The 16,266-nt window shown below is 62.3% G+C and carries 14 protein-coding genes; 7 read left to right on the plus strand and 7 right to left on the minus strand.

Annotated elements, in window-relative coordinates; all coding sequences use genetic code 11:
- The coding region (locus DKB74_RS16930; RefSeq protein ID WP_109809385.1) for an adenosylhomocysteinase at positions 1-1,041 on the minus strand (1,041 nt) is incomplete at its 3' end.
- Positions 1,042-1,255: 214 nt separating this feature from the next.
- On the opposite strand from DKB74_RS16930, the gene DKB74_RS16935 reads away from it, so the two are divergent.
- A complete protein-coding gene (locus tag DKB74_RS16935) occupies positions 1,256-2,803 on the plus strand; it encodes an MBL fold metallo-hydrolase (RefSeq protein ID WP_161956898.1) in 1,548 nt (515 codons plus the stop codon).
- 24 nt (positions 2,804-2,827) lie between these two features.
- Here DKB74_RS16935 and DKB74_RS16940 read toward each other — a convergent pair whose 3' ends face one another.
- Positions 2,828-3,388 carry a YqgE/AlgH family protein gene (locus tag DKB74_RS16940; protein ID WP_109809387.1) on the minus strand — a complete coding sequence of 187 codons (561 nt, stop codon included), beginning with the start codon at positions 3,386-3,388 and terminating at the stop codon, positions 2,828-2,830.
- 113 nt (positions 3,389-3,501) lie between these two features.
- Here DKB74_RS16940 and DKB74_RS16945 point away from each other — a divergent pair, with 113 nt between their 5' ends.
- The 3 genes from DKB74_RS16945 to DKB74_RS16955 all read left to right on the plus strand — a co-directional run bounded on the left by DKB74_RS16945 (position 3,502) and on the right by DKB74_RS16955 (position 5,886).
- A complete protein-coding gene (locus DKB74_RS16945; protein WP_109809500.1) occupies positions 3,502-3,984 on the plus strand; it encodes a peroxiredoxin in 483 nt (160 codons plus the stop codon).
- A gap of 116 nt (positions 3,985-4,100) precedes the next feature.
- Positions 4,101-4,394, plus strand: coding sequence for a hypothetical protein (locus tag DKB74_RS16950; RefSeq protein ID WP_109809388.1), 294 nt, complete (start codon positions 4,101-4,103; stop codon positions 4,392-4,394).
- A gap of 55 nt (positions 4,395-4,449) precedes the next feature.
- Entirely contained in the window at positions 4,450-5,886 is a 1,437-nt protein-coding gene (locus tag DKB74_RS16955; protein WP_109809389.1) for an AMP nucleosidase, read from the plus strand.
- A 165-nt stretch (positions 5,887-6,051) separates the two neighbouring features.
- Here DKB74_RS16955 and DKB74_RS16960 read toward each other — a convergent pair whose 3' ends face one another.
- Both DKB74_RS16960 and DKB74_RS16965 read right to left on the minus strand, forming a co-directional pair.
- Positions 6,052-7,908: a M2 family metallopeptidase gene (locus tag DKB74_RS16960; protein WP_109809390.1), complete on the minus strand. Its 1,857-nt coding sequence runs from the start codon at positions 7,906-7,908 to the stop codon at positions 6,052-6,054.
- A 59-nt stretch (positions 7,909-7,967) separates the two neighbouring features.
- Entirely contained in the window at positions 7,968-8,732 is a 765-nt protein-coding gene (locus DKB74_RS16965) for an alpha/beta fold hydrolase (RefSeq protein ID WP_164497958.1), read from the minus strand.
- Between the two features lie 168 nt (positions 8,733-8,900).
- On the opposite strand from DKB74_RS16965, the gene DKB74_RS16970 reads away from it, so the two are divergent.
- From DKB74_RS16970 to DKB74_RS16980, 3 genes are read left to right on the plus strand one after another with little or no spacing between them, the layout of a single operon-like run.
- Positions 8,901-9,344 carry a MarR family winged helix-turn-helix transcriptional regulator gene (locus tag DKB74_RS16970; protein WP_109809502.1) on the plus strand — a complete coding sequence of 148 codons (444 nt, stop codon included), beginning with the start codon at positions 8,901-8,903 and terminating at the stop codon, positions 9,342-9,344.
- The gene (locus DKB74_RS16975; RefSeq protein WP_109809391.1) at positions 9,337-10,437 is read left to right on the plus strand and encodes an HlyD family secretion protein; all 1,101 of its coding nucleotides are present in this window, start codon (positions 9,337-9,339) and stop codon (positions 10,435-10,437) included. The genes DKB74_RS16970 and DKB74_RS16975 overlap by 8 nt, the downstream gene beginning before the upstream one ends.
- On the plus strand, positions 10,418-12,016 hold the full coding sequence (locus DKB74_RS16980; RefSeq protein WP_275658176.1) for a DHA2 family efflux MFS transporter permease subunit: 1,599 nt from the start codon (positions 10,418-10,420) through the stop codon (positions 12,014-12,016). The genes DKB74_RS16975 and DKB74_RS16980 overlap by 20 nt, the downstream gene beginning before the upstream one ends.
- Positions 12,017-12,102: 86 nt before the next feature.
- Here DKB74_RS16980 and DKB74_RS16985 read toward each other — a convergent pair whose 3' ends face one another.
- From DKB74_RS16985 to DKB74_RS16995, 3 genes are all read right to left on the minus strand, one after another.
- Positions 12,103-12,669: a hypothetical protein gene (locus DKB74_RS16985; protein ID WP_109809392.1), complete on the minus strand. Its 567-nt coding sequence runs from the start codon at positions 12,667-12,669 to the stop codon at positions 12,103-12,105.
- A gap of 72 nt (positions 12,670-12,741) precedes the next feature.
- Entirely contained in the window at positions 12,742-13,770 is a 1,029-nt protein-coding gene (locus tag DKB74_RS16990; protein ID WP_109809393.1) for an aspartate-semialdehyde dehydrogenase, read from the minus strand.
- A 227-nt stretch (positions 13,771-13,997) separates the two neighbouring features.
- Positions 13,998-16,235, minus strand: coding sequence for a S9 family peptidase (locus tag DKB74_RS16995; protein WP_109809394.1), 2,238 nt, complete (start codon positions 16,233-16,235; stop codon positions 13,998-14,000).
- Between the last annotated feature and the right edge of the window lie 31 nt (positions 16,236-16,266).

A 16,266-nucleotide genomic window follows, 5' to 3' on the forward strand; every position in this document is an offset into this window, starting at 1 on the left:
CCCCGAAATCTGGATCTCGCTGTCGAAATGGCCGATGTTGCACACGATCGCCATGTTCTTCATCGCCTTCATGTGATCGGCGGTGATCACATCGGCATTGCCGGTCGCAGTGACGAAGATGTCGGCGCGCTTGACCGCATCTTCCATCGTCACGACTTCATAGCCTTCCATCGCCGCCTGCAGCGCGCAGATCGGATCGATTTCGGTGACGAGCACGCGCGCGCCGCCGTTGCGAAGGCTGTCGGCCGAACCCTTGCCGACATCGCCGAAGCCCGCGACGACCGCGACCTTGCCCGCCAGCATCACGTCGGTCGCACGACGGATCGCGTCGACCAGCGATTCCTTGCAGCCATAGAGATTGTCGAACTTCGACTTGGTCACGCTGTCATTGACGTTGATCGCCGGGAACGGGAGCTTGCCTGCCTTCGACAGGTGATAGAGGCGGTGCACGCCCGTCGTCGTCTCTTCGCTGACGCCCTTGATGTTCTGCACCGTCTGGGTGAGGTAGCCCGGCTTGCGCGCGATGAACGCCTTGAGCGCGCGCTGCATCTCGACCTCTTCCTCATTCTCCGGCTCGGGCAGGCTCTCGCCCGCTTCGACCCGCGCACCCCACAGCGCGAACATCGTCGCATCGCCGCCATCGTCGAGGATCATGTTGCAGGTCTCGTCACCCCAATCGAAGATCGAGCCGACATAGTCCCAATATTCGGCGATCGTTTCGCCCTTCACTGCGAACACCGGAACCCCGGTTTCGGCAATCGCCGCCGCCGCATGGTCCTGCGTCGAGAAGATGTTGCACGTCGCCCAGCGCACGCTCGCACCCAGCGCCGTCAGCGTCTCGATCAGCACCGCGGTCTGGATCGTCATGTGCAGCGATCCCACGATCCGCGCACCCTTCAGCGGCTGCGCTGCACCAAATTCCTCGCGCAGCGCCATCAGACCAGGCATCTCGGTCTCCGCAATCTCAATCTCCTTGCGGCCCCAGGGCGCAAGCGAAATGTCCTTGATTACGCAATCCTTCGGTTCTGCGACGGTAGCCACGCGATAATCTCCTGAAGACGAATGAAAGCCAGCCGCAAAGCGTTGCGGCCCGATGATTGTCACGTAGAGATTTGCGGCCGCGATTGCAAACCGAATATAAAGATTTCTTTATATCCCACCGGAGCACCGCCGCGATCCGGATGTGCCGGGGTACTTGCCTTATGGGCGGCGAAGCTGGGATGATCGGGCAAAACAGGACCCGGAGAAGATGTTCATGCCCTCATGCCGCCTGCTTCTGGCGATCGCCACCGCCCTGGCCCTTCCCGCCGCGGCTAGCGCGCAGAACAGCCTCCCCCTGCGTCAGGACAGGCTGGCGCCGGGCTTTGTCGCCGAACGGTGGAACGAAGACGGCTATGCCATCGGCTTTGAGAGCGACAATCCGTGGGGCGAATATACTGCCTATCTGATGGCGACCGATGCGGACGGACGGCGCAGCTGGCGGATCGAGCAATATCTGCCCAATCCCGGCACCGATTTCCGTCAGGGTTCGACCATGTATCTGGTCGAAGGCGACGCCCGCGCGCTGCTGATCGATACGGCGCAGCCTTCGCAAAACCCCGCCGATCATGGTTTGAAGGCGCTGGTCCGCACGTTGCTGGGCCATGAAAATGATGGTTCGGTGCGGGACGCACCGGTGGATTTCATCGTCGCCAACACGCATGGCCATGCCGACCATATCGGCGAGAACCGGCAATTTTCCGATCGTACCCTCTACTATATGGCGGGCGACTGGCCCGACGCCGCACCGGCCAATTATGTGCCGGTAAAGGAAGGCGGCGGCCCGACGCCCAATGGCCAAGCGCTGGGCAGCATCGATCTGGGCGGGCGCGTGTTGCGCGTGATCGACATGCCGCCGCATACGCCGGGATCGGTAGGCTATCTGGATAGCGCGCATGACATGTTCTTTACCGGCGATGCAGTCGGATCGGGCTATGTCTGGCTGCACTGGGCAAGCATCAGCCGATATGCCGCGACGATGGATCGCATCGCGGAACTGACCGAAGGCAGAAGCGATCTGGCGGTGCTGCCCGCCCATTTCTATCAGATCCGCGCCGATCACCGGCGGTTCGGCCCGCTTGGCCACGAATATCTGCTCGATCAGCGCGCAACCGCGCATGGCGTGCTCGACGGGACGATCGACGGCGAACCTTATTATGTCGTCGGGCCCGGTGCGGTCTGGGCGGGCACGGGGTCGGCGCGCATGACCTATGCGTTCGAATGGCTCGATCCCGAACCCGGAGCCGATTATCGCGCCATCGCCATTCCGGGCCACATGGTGTCGCCCGCACAGGCAGACGCGCGTTATGCCCCGCTATTTGCGATGCACACGCCGCTGTTCCTGATCCGCAGCCGACAGGGCGAGACGCTGTATCTGCTGATCGGTTCGCGCGCGGCGTTGCTGATCGGGACCGGACTGGGTGCCCCGGGGCTCGCCGATATGGTCGAACGGCTGAAAGGCGATGTTCCGCTCGAAGTCGCGCTCCTGTCGGATGATCCCGCACAGGCCGGCGGGCTGGCGCAACTGTCGCCCGCCGCAGTCCACCGCCCAGGCGACGGAGACACGATCGAACTGGGCGCAGCGCCCGATGGCACGGCGATCACGCTCACTGCCGTGGCGGCGGATTCCGCAAGTGTCGCGCTGCTCTCACCCGGAGACCGCACGCTGTTCCTCGGCGAGGGCGAAGCGCCCGCCGGCGCAAAGGGCCTGTACGACCTGATCTACAGCGCGCGCAGCAGCGCTTGGATGGTGACGCCGCACTAGGTCGTGAACCCTAGTCGCGCAGCATCACGCCGTACCGGTGTCGTTCGCCAGCAAACGCGGATCGATTCCCGCCTGACGAAACCCCCGCGTCCAGCGATCGGCGGCGGCCCCGTCATAGATCAGATCGACATCGCCCGGCGTGCTGAACCAGCCATGCCGTGTCATTTCCTCGTCAAGCTGGCCCTCGCCCCACCCGGCATAGCCGAGCGCGACAAGCCAGCGGCTGGGGCCGTTATTGTCGGCAATCGCCTTGAGCACATCGACGGTTCCCGACAGGGCCCAGCGCCCGGCGACATCGATCGTGTCCTGCCCGCTCCAGTCGGTCGAATGCAGCACAAAGCCGCGCCGCGGTTCGACCGGCCCGCCGAAATGCACGGGCAGGTCGGGAACATTGCCCGGATCGATTTCGAACTGGCCCAGCAGGTCGTGAAGCCCGAGCCCCTCGATCGTGTCGCCGATTCCGATTCCCAACGCGCCCTCGCCGTCATGCGCACATATCGCGATCACCGCGCGTTCGAAGCGGGGATCGCCGATTCCCGGCATAGCGAGCAGAAACTGGCCCGTGAGGAAGGAAGGACTCTCCATCTGAAGGCAGCATAGCCTGCCTCTATTCGCTTCGCCACCGGTTGAAATCGCGCGCCGTCGTCCCGATTGAATCGCAGTGCCGCCGATACGCGGCCGATCAGGAGGAGAGTTTCATGACCATCACAGTCGGTGATCGCGTTCCGCAGACCAAATTCGTCAAGATGACCGAGCAGGGCCCGGAGCAGGTCGAATCGGAAGATTATTTCAAGGGCCGCAAGGTCGCCCTGTTTTCGGTGCCGGGCGCCTTTACCCCCACCTGTTCGGCCAAGCATCTGCCCGGCTTCATCGAAAAGGAGAGCGAGCTGAAGGCCAAGGGCGTCGATGAAATCGCCTGCACCGCCGTCAACGACGCATTCGTGATGGGCGCCTGGAGCAAGGCTGCCGGCGCCGACGACAAAGTGACGATGCTTGCCGACGGCAACGGCAATTTCGCGCATGCCGTGGGACTGGAAATGGACGGCTCCGCATTCGGCATGGGGACACGCGGCCAGCGTTTTTCGATGCTGGTCAATGACGGGGTCGTCGAACAGCTGAATGTCGAAATGCCCGGCGAGTTTCGCGTGAGCTCGGCCGAACACATGCTCGAACAAATGTAAGATATTCGCGTGCCGGGGTTTTCTGCACTCCGGCACGCGAAAGAAACGACTTTCGACAATGGAACTTGCGGACGCTGGCCGAGTTGGAATCCCATCAAGCAATCGGAGGAATTCCCATGGTTACCGACACCGCCGAACTTCCGCCCCAAACCAATGACGCCACTGCCGACAAGACCGGCGAAACTGCGTCCGAAAAGGCAAGCGCGTTCGTCGCCAGCGCCCGCGAAAAGGCCGGCGAAGCGATCGACACCACCGTCGATACCGTCAAGAAGAACCCCGTGACCGCCGCCGCGATCGCCACCGGAGCCGTTGCCGCAGTCGCCGGCGCGCTGTTCGGCGCGAGCAAGCTGCGCAAAAGCGAAGACGACAGCGGTTCGACGGCGAAGAAGCGCAAGACAAAGGCCGACTGACCCCGAAACGCCACGATTGCTTGCAAGCCGCGCTGCGTCGCTATAGCGGCATAGGATGGCAAAGGCTTCTGAGATCGTCGCCGAACTGGATCGGCTCTACACCGCCTCCGTGGGGAGGCTTCGCGATGCCCTCGACAGATATCTGACCGATGGCACGCCGCCTCCCGCCTCCGCGCGCACGGACGGTTCGTTCGCATATCCCGAGATTCGGGTTCGATACGGTGGCGGGCTCGATCGGCCCGCCCCTCCCCGGTCGTTCGGGCGGTTGGTCACGGCGGGCGAATATCATGCCAGCGTCACCAAACCGGCGATGTTCGCCGAATATCTGTGCGAACAGCTGACCTTCCTGATCGAGGATTATGACGTCGAAGTCGACGCGGTCCCCGGACGGCAGGAAATCCCCTTTCCCTATGTGCTCGATCCCGGCCATGCGCTGAGCCTCGACGAAGTGTCGGCGGCCGAACTGGCGCATCATTTCCCGGCAACCGAACTCGCGCATATCGGCGATGAAATCGCCGATGGCGTGTGGGAACAGACCAAGGGGTCGCGTCCGCTCGCGCTGTTCGACGGGCTGCGCACGGATTTTTCGCTCGCACGGCTGCGGCATTATACCGGCACGCCGCCCGAGCATGTGCAGCGCTATATCCTCTTCACCAACTATCACCGCTATGTCGACGAATTCGTCCAATGGTCGGTGCGGCAGTTGAATGAGGGCGGACGTTTCACGCAATTTTCCGCCGCGGGCGGCGTCGTCATCAACCCGGGCGATGATCCGTCACAGCTGATCAACGACAGCGCGTGGCGCAAGCATCAGATGCCGGCCTATCACCTGATGGCGCCCAATGGTTCGGGCGTCACATTGGTCAATATCGGCGTCGGCCCGTCAAACGCGAAGACGATTTGCGATCACCTGGCGGTATTGCGGCCCGAGGCATGGCTGATGATCGGCCATTGCGGCGGTTTGCGGCCCAGCCAGCGGATCGGCGACTATGTCCTCGCCCATGCCTATCTGCGCGACGATCATGTGCTCGACGATGTCCTGCCGCCCGAAATTCCGGTCCCGGCGATCGCCGAGGTCCAGCTTGCCATGGCGCGCGCGGCGGAGACGATTTCGGGCCAGTCGGGCGACGAACTCAAGCGGCGGCTGCGCACGGGCACGATCGTCACTACCGACGATCGCAACTGGGAGCTGCGCTTCTCGCAGTCGGCGCTGCGCTTCTCGCTCAGCCGCGCGGTCGGCATCGACATGGAATCGGCAACGATCGCCGCCCAGGGCCTGCGCTTCCGCGTTCCCTATGGCACCTTGCTCTGCGTGTCGGACAAGCCGCTCCATGGCGAGCTCAAGCTGCCCGGTCAGGCCAACCGCTTCTACGAACGTGCGATCAACGAACATCTGCGGATCGGCCTGCAGGCAGTCGAGGAACTGCGCAAGGAAGGTTCCAAGCTCCACAGCCGCAAGCTGCGCGCGTTCAACGAACCGCCATTTCGGTAAGCATTCGGCGCCGAACTGTACGTCTGTGCTGAGCCTGTCGAAGCACCGTTCTTCTTCCACCACTAGGCGGAGGAAAACAGCACTTCGACAAGCTCAGTGCGAACGGACGGACTCAGTCGGCCTGTGGCATGATGCCGCCCTGACGGGCGGGAAGGTTCCGGGCGCTTACCAGCCTGCCTCATACCCCGCATTCTGCTCGTCGAGCCATGCTTTCAGCGGCGCGAAATATTCCATCATCGCTTCGCCCGAGATCTCGCGGCTGCCGGTAAAGGCTTCGAGCGCGTCGGGCCAGGGCTTCGACATGCCCATTTTGAGCATCGCGTCGAGCCGCTCGCCGACTTCCTTGTTACCGAAGAAGGAACAGCGATGCAGCGGCCCGGTCCAACCCGCCTGTTCGCACGCCGCCTTGTAGAACTGGAACTGCAGCAGCCGCGCGAGGAAATAGCGCATATAGGGCACGCTTCCGGCGATATGATATTTGCCGCCGGCATCGAACCGGGTTTCATCGCGCGCCACCGGGGGAACGATCCCCTGATATTGCAGGCGCATCGCATCCCAGGATGCCTGATAATTTTCCGGCTGGATTTCGCCCGAAAACACGCCCCAGCGCCATTTGTCGATCAGCAGTCCGAAAGGCAGGAACGCGACCTTGTCCATCGCCTGTCGCAGCAAAAGGCCGGTATCCTTGTCCGCGCTCGGCACCTGGCTTTGGTCGAGCAGGCCGGTCTGCACCAGATATTCCGGCGTGATCGACAGCGCGACAAAATCGCCAATCGCTTCGTGGAACCCGTCATTCGCCCCGCCGCGATAGAGCAAGGGCTGATCCTGATAGGCGCGCTGATAATAATTATGCCCCAGCTCATGGTGGATCGTGACGAAATCGTCCGAATTCACCTTGATGCACATCTTGATCCGGACATCGTCCTTGTCGTCCAGATCCCAGGCCGATGCGTGGCACAGCACTTCGCGATCGGCGGGCTTGAGGAACATCGAGCGTTCCCAGAATGTCTCGGGCAGCGGCGCGAACCCCAGCGAGCTGTAGAAATTCTCGCCGGTGCGGACCATTTTCAGCGCGTCATAATCCTGCGCCTGCAGCAGGTCGCCGATATCGAAGCCCAGATCGCCCGAGCCCTCCGGCGCGACGATGTCATAGATATTGCCCCATTCCTGTGCCCACATATTGCCGAGCAGGTCTGCACGGATCGGGCCGGTAGCGGACTGAACCGAATCGCCATATTTCTCGTTGAGCTTGTGCCGGACATAGGTGTGCAGCGCGATGTAGAGCGGCTTCACTTCGTCCCACAGGCCGTCGACCATCTGCGCGAATGCGTCGGGCGGCATATCATAGCCCGAGCGCCACATCGCCCCGACATCGGAAAAGCCAAGTTCGCTCGCGCCCTGATTGGCGATATCGACCATCTGCCGATAATCGCCGCGCATCGGCGCGCCGACATTGTCGTTCCAGCTGGTCCACATTTCCTTGAGCGCCGCCGGATCGCGCTCGGTGCCCATCGCCGCTTCGATATCGCTGCCGCTGATCGGCTGACCATGCAGCGTGCCCCTGCCCCGCGCGTAGAGCGAGCTCATCCGCGTCGACAGATCGGACAAGGTCGCTGCAGCGCCGTCCCGCGTCGGCGCCGGCAGCGTGATCGCGCTACGCAATATGTCGAGCATGCGGATCTGATCGTCAGACAGCCCTTCGATCGCGCGATATTTGGCCGCTTCCAGGGCGAAGCGCACCGACATCCGCGTCCCTTCGGCCTGGCTTTCCGACGCAAGTGCATCGGTGTCGTGCGTGATATAGGTCGCGTTGACCCAGGCAATACGCGAAGCGGTCAGGTTGAACGCCGCATATTCGCGCTGAACCTTGTCGAGAAAGGTAGCTGCGTCTTCCGAGCTCAGCGTGTCGGCGGCTGCGGTTACCGGCGCGGTCGTGGTGCCGGTGGAACCATGGTCCTGCGCCACTGCCGGCGTAATGACGAGCGAGGTGATCGCGATCAGCGACGTGCCGGTTCTGAACATGATCGATACCCTGATTTGGAGAAGCCGTACGCACAGACTGCGCAAAGCCCCCCAACGGGTCAAGCTGCGAGGAAATCGGCGATTGCCTGTCCGAATTCGGGCTTCACGATCGCGCTCATATGGTTGCCGGGCACTTCGGCATAGCGTGCGTCGGGCAGCGCTTCGGCCAGTTCCTGCGCACTGCCATTGTCGCGATCCTCTTCGCCGCAAACGACCAGCGTCGGCTGGGTGATGGCCGCGAGTTCTGCCCGCGTCGTATCGACAAAGGTATCGACGATATGGATCAGCGCGTCGGGATCGCCGCCGGTCGTCTTCAAAAACGCCTCTGCCATCCATTCGGGTGTGCCGCGCTCATGCTTTCCGAAATTGGCGAGGATATTGCGGAAATGCCGTCCGCGCCGATGGGTATCGACAATCCCGTCCAGCCCCATGCCGCCCAGCACGACGCGACGCGGCGATGCGCCGCCCGCTACCAGCATCCGCACCGTCGTTCGCGCGCCGAGCGAATAGCCGCCCAGATCATATTCGGTCAGTCCCAGATGCGCGATCAGCGCAAGATTGTCGCGCATCAGCGCATCGGGCGGATAGGCGGCGGCATCGTGCGGCGCGGCACTCGCGCCATGCGCGCGCAGTTCGGGCATGATGACGCGAAAGCCGCTGGCGGCAACCTTCCGGGCATGGCCATAGCGGACCCAGTTGGTCCAGGCGTTCGAAAAGAGCCCGTGGATCAGAATGACCGGCCGCCCCTCCCCCGTTTCGCGCCATGCGATCGACTGTCCGTCGAAGCTGGAAAAATATTGCGGGTCGGGAAGCGTCTCGGTCACGGAACCTCGGAAGCGTTGATGGATTAGGTCCAATCGGACAGGCACGGTGGTACCGGGATCGACGCCCCAAGTCGAGCTTTTGCGTCGGTTTCAGCGTCGAATGCTGCACTGCAAAAATAATTTCGGTTGCGACTAGAAATTGATGTCTATGCTTATTATATGCGCCGCATGGCTGAGACCCTCGGTTTTGTGATGAAGGATATTTCGCGGCTGATGCGGCGTCGTTTCGACGCCCGCGCCCGCGAAATCGGAGTCACGCGCGCCCAATGGCACACCTTGTTCGTGCTGTTGCGGAATGAGGGGATCAACCAGGGCGGCCTTGCCGAACAGATGGAAATCGAACCGATCACCGCATGCCGGATGATCGACCGTCTCGAAGATGCGGGACTGGTCGAGCGCCGCCACGATCCGGGCGACCGGCGCGTGCGCCTTATCTATCTGACCGAAGCTGCTCGTCCCCTGATCGAACGGCTGGAGGTCATCGGGGGCCAGGTGACGGAGAGCGCTCTGGCGGGCGTATCCCCGGAGGAACGGGAGCAACTGGATGCGATTCTGGGAAAGATCCGCGCCAACCTCGCTCCGAACGATAATGAAGAGATAGCCCATGGCTGACGCCGATCCCAAGATTGAAATGCGCGAGATGGACGTGAATGCCACCGAAGCCGAAACTCCCGAAGCCGAGGCGACGCCCGCCGCAAAGCGCAGCTGGCTGCGCCCGATACTGATGTTCGGCGTGCCGATTCTGGTCGCGCTGGTGATCGGCTATTTCTGGCTGACTTCGGGCCGCTATGTCTCCACCGACAACGCCTATATCTCTCAGGACAAGGTGTCGGTTTCGGCCGAAGTGGCGGGCCGCATCGTCGATGTCGCGGTCAAGGAAAACCAGAGCGTCAAGCAAGGCGATCTGTTGTTCCGCATCGACCCCGAACCCTATCGCATCGCAGTGCAGCAGGCCAATGCCGCCATCGCCGACGCGCAGGTCGATCTGGAAACGCTGCGTACCAGCTATCAGGGCACGTCCGCAGATATCGAAGCGGCACGCGATCAGATTCAGGCGGCGCAGCAGGATTATGACCGCCAGGCCGAACTGATGCGGCGCGGATTCACGACGCGCGCGCGGCTGGAATCATCCGAACATGCGCTCGAACAGGCACGTGCCGGGCTACAGCGCGCGCAGGCAGCTGCGGCCGAGGCACGGTCCAAACTGTCGACCGGCTCCGCCGTACCGGGTGAGAATCCCGCCATCGCCGCAGCGCGCGTGCAGCGCGAACAGGCGCAGCTCAATCTGTCGCGCACCGAAGTCCGCGCGCCGGTGGACGGCGTCGTCAGCCAGACCGACCGGCTTCAGGTCGGCCAGCAGATGATGAGCGGCCTGCCGGCCGTCACCATCGTTGCCAACGGGCTTTCCTGGGTCGAAGCCAATTTCAAGGAAACCGACCTCGATCACATGTGCGTCGGCCAGCCTGCCGAAGTGACGGTGGACGCCTATTCGGGTCTGCGCCTGCGCGGCCATGTCGCCTCGATCGGCGCGGGCACCGGATCGGAATTCTCGCTGCTCCCGGCACAGAATGCCAATGGCAACTGGGTGAAGGTGACACAGCGCGTACCCGTCCGGATCGCGCTGGACGAAGCCAGCCCCCGTCCGCTGATCGCCGGTATCTCGGCAAATGTGCGAGTAGATATTCGTGGCAACTGCCAGCGGTAAAGCATCCGGCGCGCGCGGACGCGCAGCGCCCAGGCCAGCTGATCACGAAGGTCAGGCAGCGCTCCCGGTTACCAACCGGGGGCTGCTGACTCTGGGCGTCATGATGGCGACGCTGATGCAGATCCTCGATACGACGATCGCAAACGTCGCGCTTCCGCATATGGAATCGGCGCTCAACGCCACGGCCGACACCATCACCTGGGTTTTGACCAGCTATATCGTCGCGACCGCAATCGCGATCCCGATCACCGGCTGGCTGGCCGACAAGGTGGGATCGCGCAACCTGTTCCTGATCGCGGTGGTCGGCTTCGTCGCATCGTCGGCATTGTGCGGCATGGCCACCAGCCTGACCGAAATGGTCGCCTTTCGTGCGCTGCAGGGTATTTCCGCCGCCTTTATCAACCCGCTCAGCCAGACGGTGATGCTCGACATCAACCCGCCGGAGAAACAGGCGCGTGCCATGTCGATCTGGGGCATGGGCATCATGGTCGGCCCCATTCTGGGCCCGGTGCTCGGCGGCTGGCTCACCGAGAATTTCAACTGGCGCTGGGTGTTTTACGTCAATTTGCCCGTCGGCATCGTGACGTTCCTGATCCTGTGGCTGCTGCTGCCATCGCGACCAAAGCGGCAGCGATCGTTCGATCTGTTCGGCTTTTCGATGCTCGCGCTTGGCGTGTCCGCGCTCCAGCTGATGCTCGACCGCGGGCAGCAGCAGGACTGGTTCTCGTCCCCCGAAATCGTGATCGAGGCACTGACTGCCTTCACCGCGCTATGGATTTTCGTGGTCCATATGGCACTCGGCAAGAATCCGATGTTCGAGCGCGGACTCTGGAAAAACCGCAATCTCGTGACCGCAATCGCCTTCATGCAGGTGATCGGCGTGGTGATGATGGCAGTGATGGCGCTGCTGCCGCCGATGCTTCAGAATCTCTACGGCTATTCGGTGCTCGACACCGGCATCCTGCTCATGCCGCGCGGCATCGGCGTGCTGCTCACCATGGTCGTGTCGGCGCAGCTTACACAGCGCGGCTTCGATCTTCGCTGGGTGGTGGGGATCGGCCTTGCGATCGCGGCGGTTTCGCTATGGGATATGACGCACTGGTCGCTCGACATGGGATCGCATCTGATCATCGTATCGGGGTTGATTCAGGGGCTCGGCCTGGGGCTGGTGTTCATGCCACTCAACAATCTGGCCTTCGCCACCCTGCCGGCGGAATATCGCACCGAGGGCGCCAGCCTGCTCAACCTGTCGCGCAGCGTCGGCGCCTCGATCGGCATCTCGCTGGTCACGACCATGCTCGCGCGCAACATGCAGGTCAGCCATGCCGATCTGGCGCAGTTCATCAACCCGCAATCGCTCGACAGCTTCGATCCGTCGATGCTCGAAACCCTGGGCAGCATGGGGTCAGCGGTGATGGGCATGGTGAATGCGGAAGTCACGCGACAGGCAGCGATGATTGCCTATCTCAACGATTTCTGGGCGATGATGATCATCACTGCGGCGTCGATTCCGCTGGTCCTGCTGCTTCAGAAGCCGGGCAAGCCGATGAAGGCGGATCCGGCGGCTGCGGGGCACTGAAGCCCCGGTCGATACGCTATCGTTCGGTTCCCCGGATATGCCGCTATGTTTCCCGGCAGGCAGAGAATAGCGCTTCGCATGCCCAATCAGGCGTAGGGTGGCAAACCGACCAGATCGGGCGCCGGCGCGTCCCGCCGTTCCCAGGCGCATCGCTTGAAATCCAGCATCTCTTCCGGCGGGCTGGCACGGCGATTCATATCGGCGGGCTGGTACCAGAAAATACTGCGCAAATCGGCAAGAAACATGTGCGCGGGCGCCGGGGCGCCGCGCATCGGCAAATCATAGATGCGATCGAAATTCGCGTCGAACAGATAATAGCGGAACTGATGGTGCATGATCCGCTCGCGGCTCTCACCGCTCTCGCGCAGCGCTACCCGGCTCATCGTGTAGATATCCGAAGACCCCACCTCCAACGGGACCCACCAGCTGTCCTCGCCCGAGGGGCGCAAATCGATCCGTAGCGCTACGCCCAGATCCCATGTCGCCGATCCGCGGCGGTTCGACGCGGCCGGATAGAAAGCCACATCGATATCGGGGGCACCCCGGACCGAATATTCCGCGAGTTCGACGGGACAAGGTCCAGGCCGCGTGCCCGCACCATCCCGGCCCGATGCAGCAAGCGCCAGAAACATCGCGGGCAACAGGACGGGCATGGCGACTCCCCGGCAATGGGTTGGTCGCCATGCTTATCACCACCGCATCCGCGCGAAAGCGCGAAACGACGGTCAGTCGGCCTTTTTCAGATGGCGCCGTCCCAGCAGTTCGGCGATCTGCACCGCGTTCAATGCCGCACCCTTGCGCAGATTGTCCGACACGCACCAGAGCGCGAGACCGTGCTCAACCGTGGAGTCCTCGCGTACGCGGCTGATGAAGGTCGCATATTCGCCGACGCATTCGACCGGGGTGACGTATCCGCCATCCTCGCGCTTGTCGACGAGCATGATGCCCGGCGCCTCGCGCAGGATATTCTGCGCGTCTTCGGCGGAAAGCTCGTTCTCGAACTCGATGTTGATCGCCTCGCTATGGCCGACGAACACCGGCACGCGCACACAGGTGGCGGTCACCTTCACCTTGGGATCGAGGATCTTCTTGGTCTCGACCACCATCTTCCATTCTTCCTTGGTCGAACCATCGTCGAGGAAGACGTCGATATGCGGGATCACGTTGAACGCGATCTGCTTGGTGAATTTCACCGGCTCGGCGGGATCGCCGACAAAGATGTTTCGGCTCTGTTCGAACAATTCGTCCATGCCGACCTTGCCCGCGCCCGAAACCGACTGATAGGTCGATACGACGACGCGCTTGATCGTCGCGGCATCGTGCAGCGGCTTCAGCGCAACCACCATCTGCGCAGTCGAGCAGTTGGGATTGGCGATGATGTTCTTCGCCTTGTACCCGTCGATCGCTTCCGGGTTCACTTCGGGCACGATCAGCGGCACGTCCGGGTCCATGCGGTAGAGCGACGAATTGTCGATCACCGTGCAGCCGGCAGCGGCAAATTTGGGCGCATAGATTTTGGTCGCGTCCGATCCGATCGCGAACAGCGCCATGTCCCATCCGGTGGGATCGAAATGTTCGATGTTGCGAATTTTGAGTTTTCGCCCGGTCTCGCCATATTCCACTTCATCGCCGGTCGAGCGGCTGCTCGCCAGCACAGCGATGTCGTCGAGCGGAAATTCCCGCTCGGCCAGGATGTTCAGCATTTCGCGGCCGACGTTGCCCGTCGCGCCTGCGACAACCACGCGATAACCCATTTCAATTTCCCATTGTCCAGCCGCCCGACAGGGGCGGCGCGGGACCGCCATGTAGGGATGCGCGGCGCAAAAGGAAACGAGTTTTGCTTGGCCCGGCGCAAACACCCGGTTCATTTGATACGAAAACGCGCGCCCGAACGGCAGTTTCGTTCACGGCGCGCGCCGATACACGCAATTAATGGAATGGCGAGGACGGCGTAAAATACCCGCCCTCGCCTGTCTGTCGCTTATTCCGCCGAAGCCGGCTCCGGATGGGCGTAGCGATCGAGGAAGTTGAAGATCGTCGTCCACACATGGATTTCGCGCCCGGCGCTGTGCGTCTTGCCGGGATAGAACATCATTTCGAACGGAATGTTCGCCGCCTGCATCCGGGCGGCGAAGGCCGTCGAATTGTCGAGCACGACATTATCGTCGGACATGCCATGGATCAGCAGCAGCGGATCGCGGATGTTTACCGCATCCTCGACTGCAGCCGATTCGGCATAGGCTTCGGGGACCTGGCGCGGATCGCCCATATAACGCTCGGTATAATGGGTGTCGTAGAGTTCCCATTTGGTCACCGGCGCACCCGAAACGCCCGCTGCATACACACCCGGATCGGCTTCGAGCATCTTCAGCGTCATATAGCCGCCATAGGACCAGCCATAGGTGACGATCCGGTCGGGATCGACGAAGTCGAGCGTTTTGAGATATTCGGCGCCCGCCAGCTGATCCTGCACTTCGACACTGCCCATCGCGTGATAAATGGCATCCTCGAACGCCTTGCCGCGATTGGCCGATCCGCGATTGTCGATCTGGAAGAAGATATAGCCCTTATCGACGATATATTGCTCCATCGCGCCGCTCCAGCCCTGCGAAACGGTCTGCGAATGCGGGCCGCCATAATGCTGGAAGAACACCGGATATTTCTTGCCCGGCTCGAGCTCAGGCGTGATCATTTCCCAATAGAGCGTCTGTCCGCCCGGACCGGTGATCGTGCCGAACTTCGTTTCGCGATGGCTCGGCAGATAGGGGTGATAGGGATGGCCCGGATCGTTGACGTCGTTTTCGCTGATCCACGCGATCCGCTTGCCATCGGTGTCGGCCAGATAGATCTGCCCCGGCTGATCGGTGTTCGACCGGCCGACGATGATGCGCGTCGCCGCATCGTCCATCTGCGCGCTGTTGTTCCAGCCAAGCTCGGTCAAGCGGCGCGGTTCGCCGGGCCGGCTGAGCCGCGTTACATAGAGATGCGTTTCGAGAACGCCGTCCTTGTTGCCGCTGAAATAGACTTTGTCATGGTCTTCATCGACGCCGACGACGCTGCGGACTTCCCAGTCGCCATGCGTCAGCTGTGTCCAGTTGCCGTTGCGGAAGCGATAGAGATGGCCATGGCCGTCGCGTTCGGACCACCACAGAATGCTGCCGTCCTTGAGCACCTTGAACACATTGGACAGGTTTACCCAGCTGTTTTCGGCTGCGCGTTCGGTGAACAGGATGCTCGAGGCGCCGGTGGCCGGATCGACCTTGAGCATGTCGAGCGTCTTCTGGTCGCGGCTCGAACGCTGGACGTACAGCGTGTTGCCATCCGGGGCCCAATAGACGCGCGTCAGATAGATATCGGGGTTACCGCCCAGATCGACCTTTACCCGGCCCGATCCGTCGCGATTCATCACATAGAGTTCGACCAGGACATTGTCGGTTCCGGCCTTGGGATAGCGCTGGTCGTAAACCCGCGTGCCATCGGCGCCGATCGCCGAACGCGTGACGACATCGACCGGGCTCTCGTCGAACCGCTCGACTGCGATCCGCTTGTCGCCGGGCGACCACCAATAGCCTGTGCGGCGCCCCATTTCCTCCTGTGCGACAAATTCCGCCTCACCCCAATGAACCAGCCCTTGGCCGGTCGTGGTGAGCTGTTTTTCGGAAAGGTCCGCCAAGTCGACGACATAGAGATTCTGGTCGCGCACGAAGCTTGCAAAGCCGCCATCCGGGCTGATCACCGGATTAAGCTCGCCTTCCTCGGTCTCGGTCAGGCGGCGTACCTGTCCATCGAGCGTCGCCAGATAAAGGTCGCCGTCGAGCGGAACGAGGATCGAATGCCCATCGGGCGACCAGTCATAGGCGACGATGCCGCGCTGGTTGCCGATGCGCAGCCGCTCACGCTGCATCAGTTCGGCCTCGGACAATTCGGCGCCGGTGCCGACCTTTTTCGAATCGACCAGCATCTTCCATTCGCCGGTCGCGCTATCCATCGCCCAGAGGTCGAAACGCGAAGGCTCTTCCTGACGATTGCGCAGCACGGTGAGATATTTGCCGTCGGGCGACAGCGCCAGCGCGCGCGGAGTCGATCCGCCCAGGCTCGGGCCCGAGAACACCCGGCGCAACGTAAGGTTGGGCGGCGAATCCTTCACCGGCTCAGTTTGCGCCATTGCGGCGCCCCCGGTCGTGGCCACCAGCGTCAGCGCCATTGCCCATTTCAGCATGCCTCGCATTCTCCAACGGATATTTGCCCCG

This window comes from Stakelama portus (genome assembly GCF_003171655.1).
Lineage (GTDB): Bacteria > Pseudomonadota > Alphaproteobacteria > Sphingomonadales > Sphingomonadaceae > Sphingomonas > Sphingomonas portus.

Bases quoted from the DNA above. Each gene is read 5' to 3' on its own strand.
- DKB74_RS16935 (WP_161956898.1), top strand. From the start codon at position 1,256: ATGCCCTCATGCCGCCTGCTTCTGGCGATCGCCACCGCCCTGGCCCTT.
- DKB74_RS16995 (WP_109809394.1), bottom strand. From the start codon at position 16,235: ATGCTGAAATGGGCAATGGCGCTGACGCTGGTGGCCACGACCGGGGGC.
- DKB74_RS16945 (WP_109809500.1), top strand. From the start codon at position 3,502: ATGACCATCACAGTCGGTGATCGCGTTCCGCAGACCAAATTCGTCAAG.
- DKB74_RS16940 (WP_109809387.1), bottom strand. From the start codon at position 3,388: ATGGAGAGTCCTTCCTTCCTCACGGGCCAGTTTCTGCTCGCTATGCCG.
- DKB74_RS16990 (WP_109809393.1), bottom strand. From the start codon at position 13,770: ATGGGTTATCGCGTGGTTGTCGCAGGCGCGACGGGCAACGTCGGCCGC.
- DKB74_RS16960 (WP_109809390.1), bottom strand. From the start codon at position 7,908: ATGTTCAGAACCGGCACGTCGCTGATCGCGATCACCTCGCTCGTCATT.
- DKB74_RS16950 (WP_109809388.1), top strand. From the start codon at position 4,101: ATGGTTACCGACACCGCCGAACTTCCGCCCCAAACCAATGACGCCACT.
- DKB74_RS16985 (WP_109809392.1), bottom strand. From the start codon at position 12,669: ATGCCCGTCCTGTTGCCCGCGATGTTTCTGGCGCTTGCTGCATCGGGC.
- DKB74_RS16975 (WP_109809391.1), top strand. From the start codon at position 9,337: ATGGCTGACGCCGATCCCAAGATTGAAATGCGCGAGATGGACGTGAAT.
- DKB74_RS16955 (WP_109809389.1), top strand. From the start codon at position 4,450: ATGGCAAAGGCTTCTGAGATCGTCGCCGAACTGGATCGGCTCTACACC.
- DKB74_RS16970 (WP_109809502.1), top strand. From the start codon at position 8,901: ATGGCTGAGACCCTCGGTTTTGTGATGAAGGATATTTCGCGGCTGATG.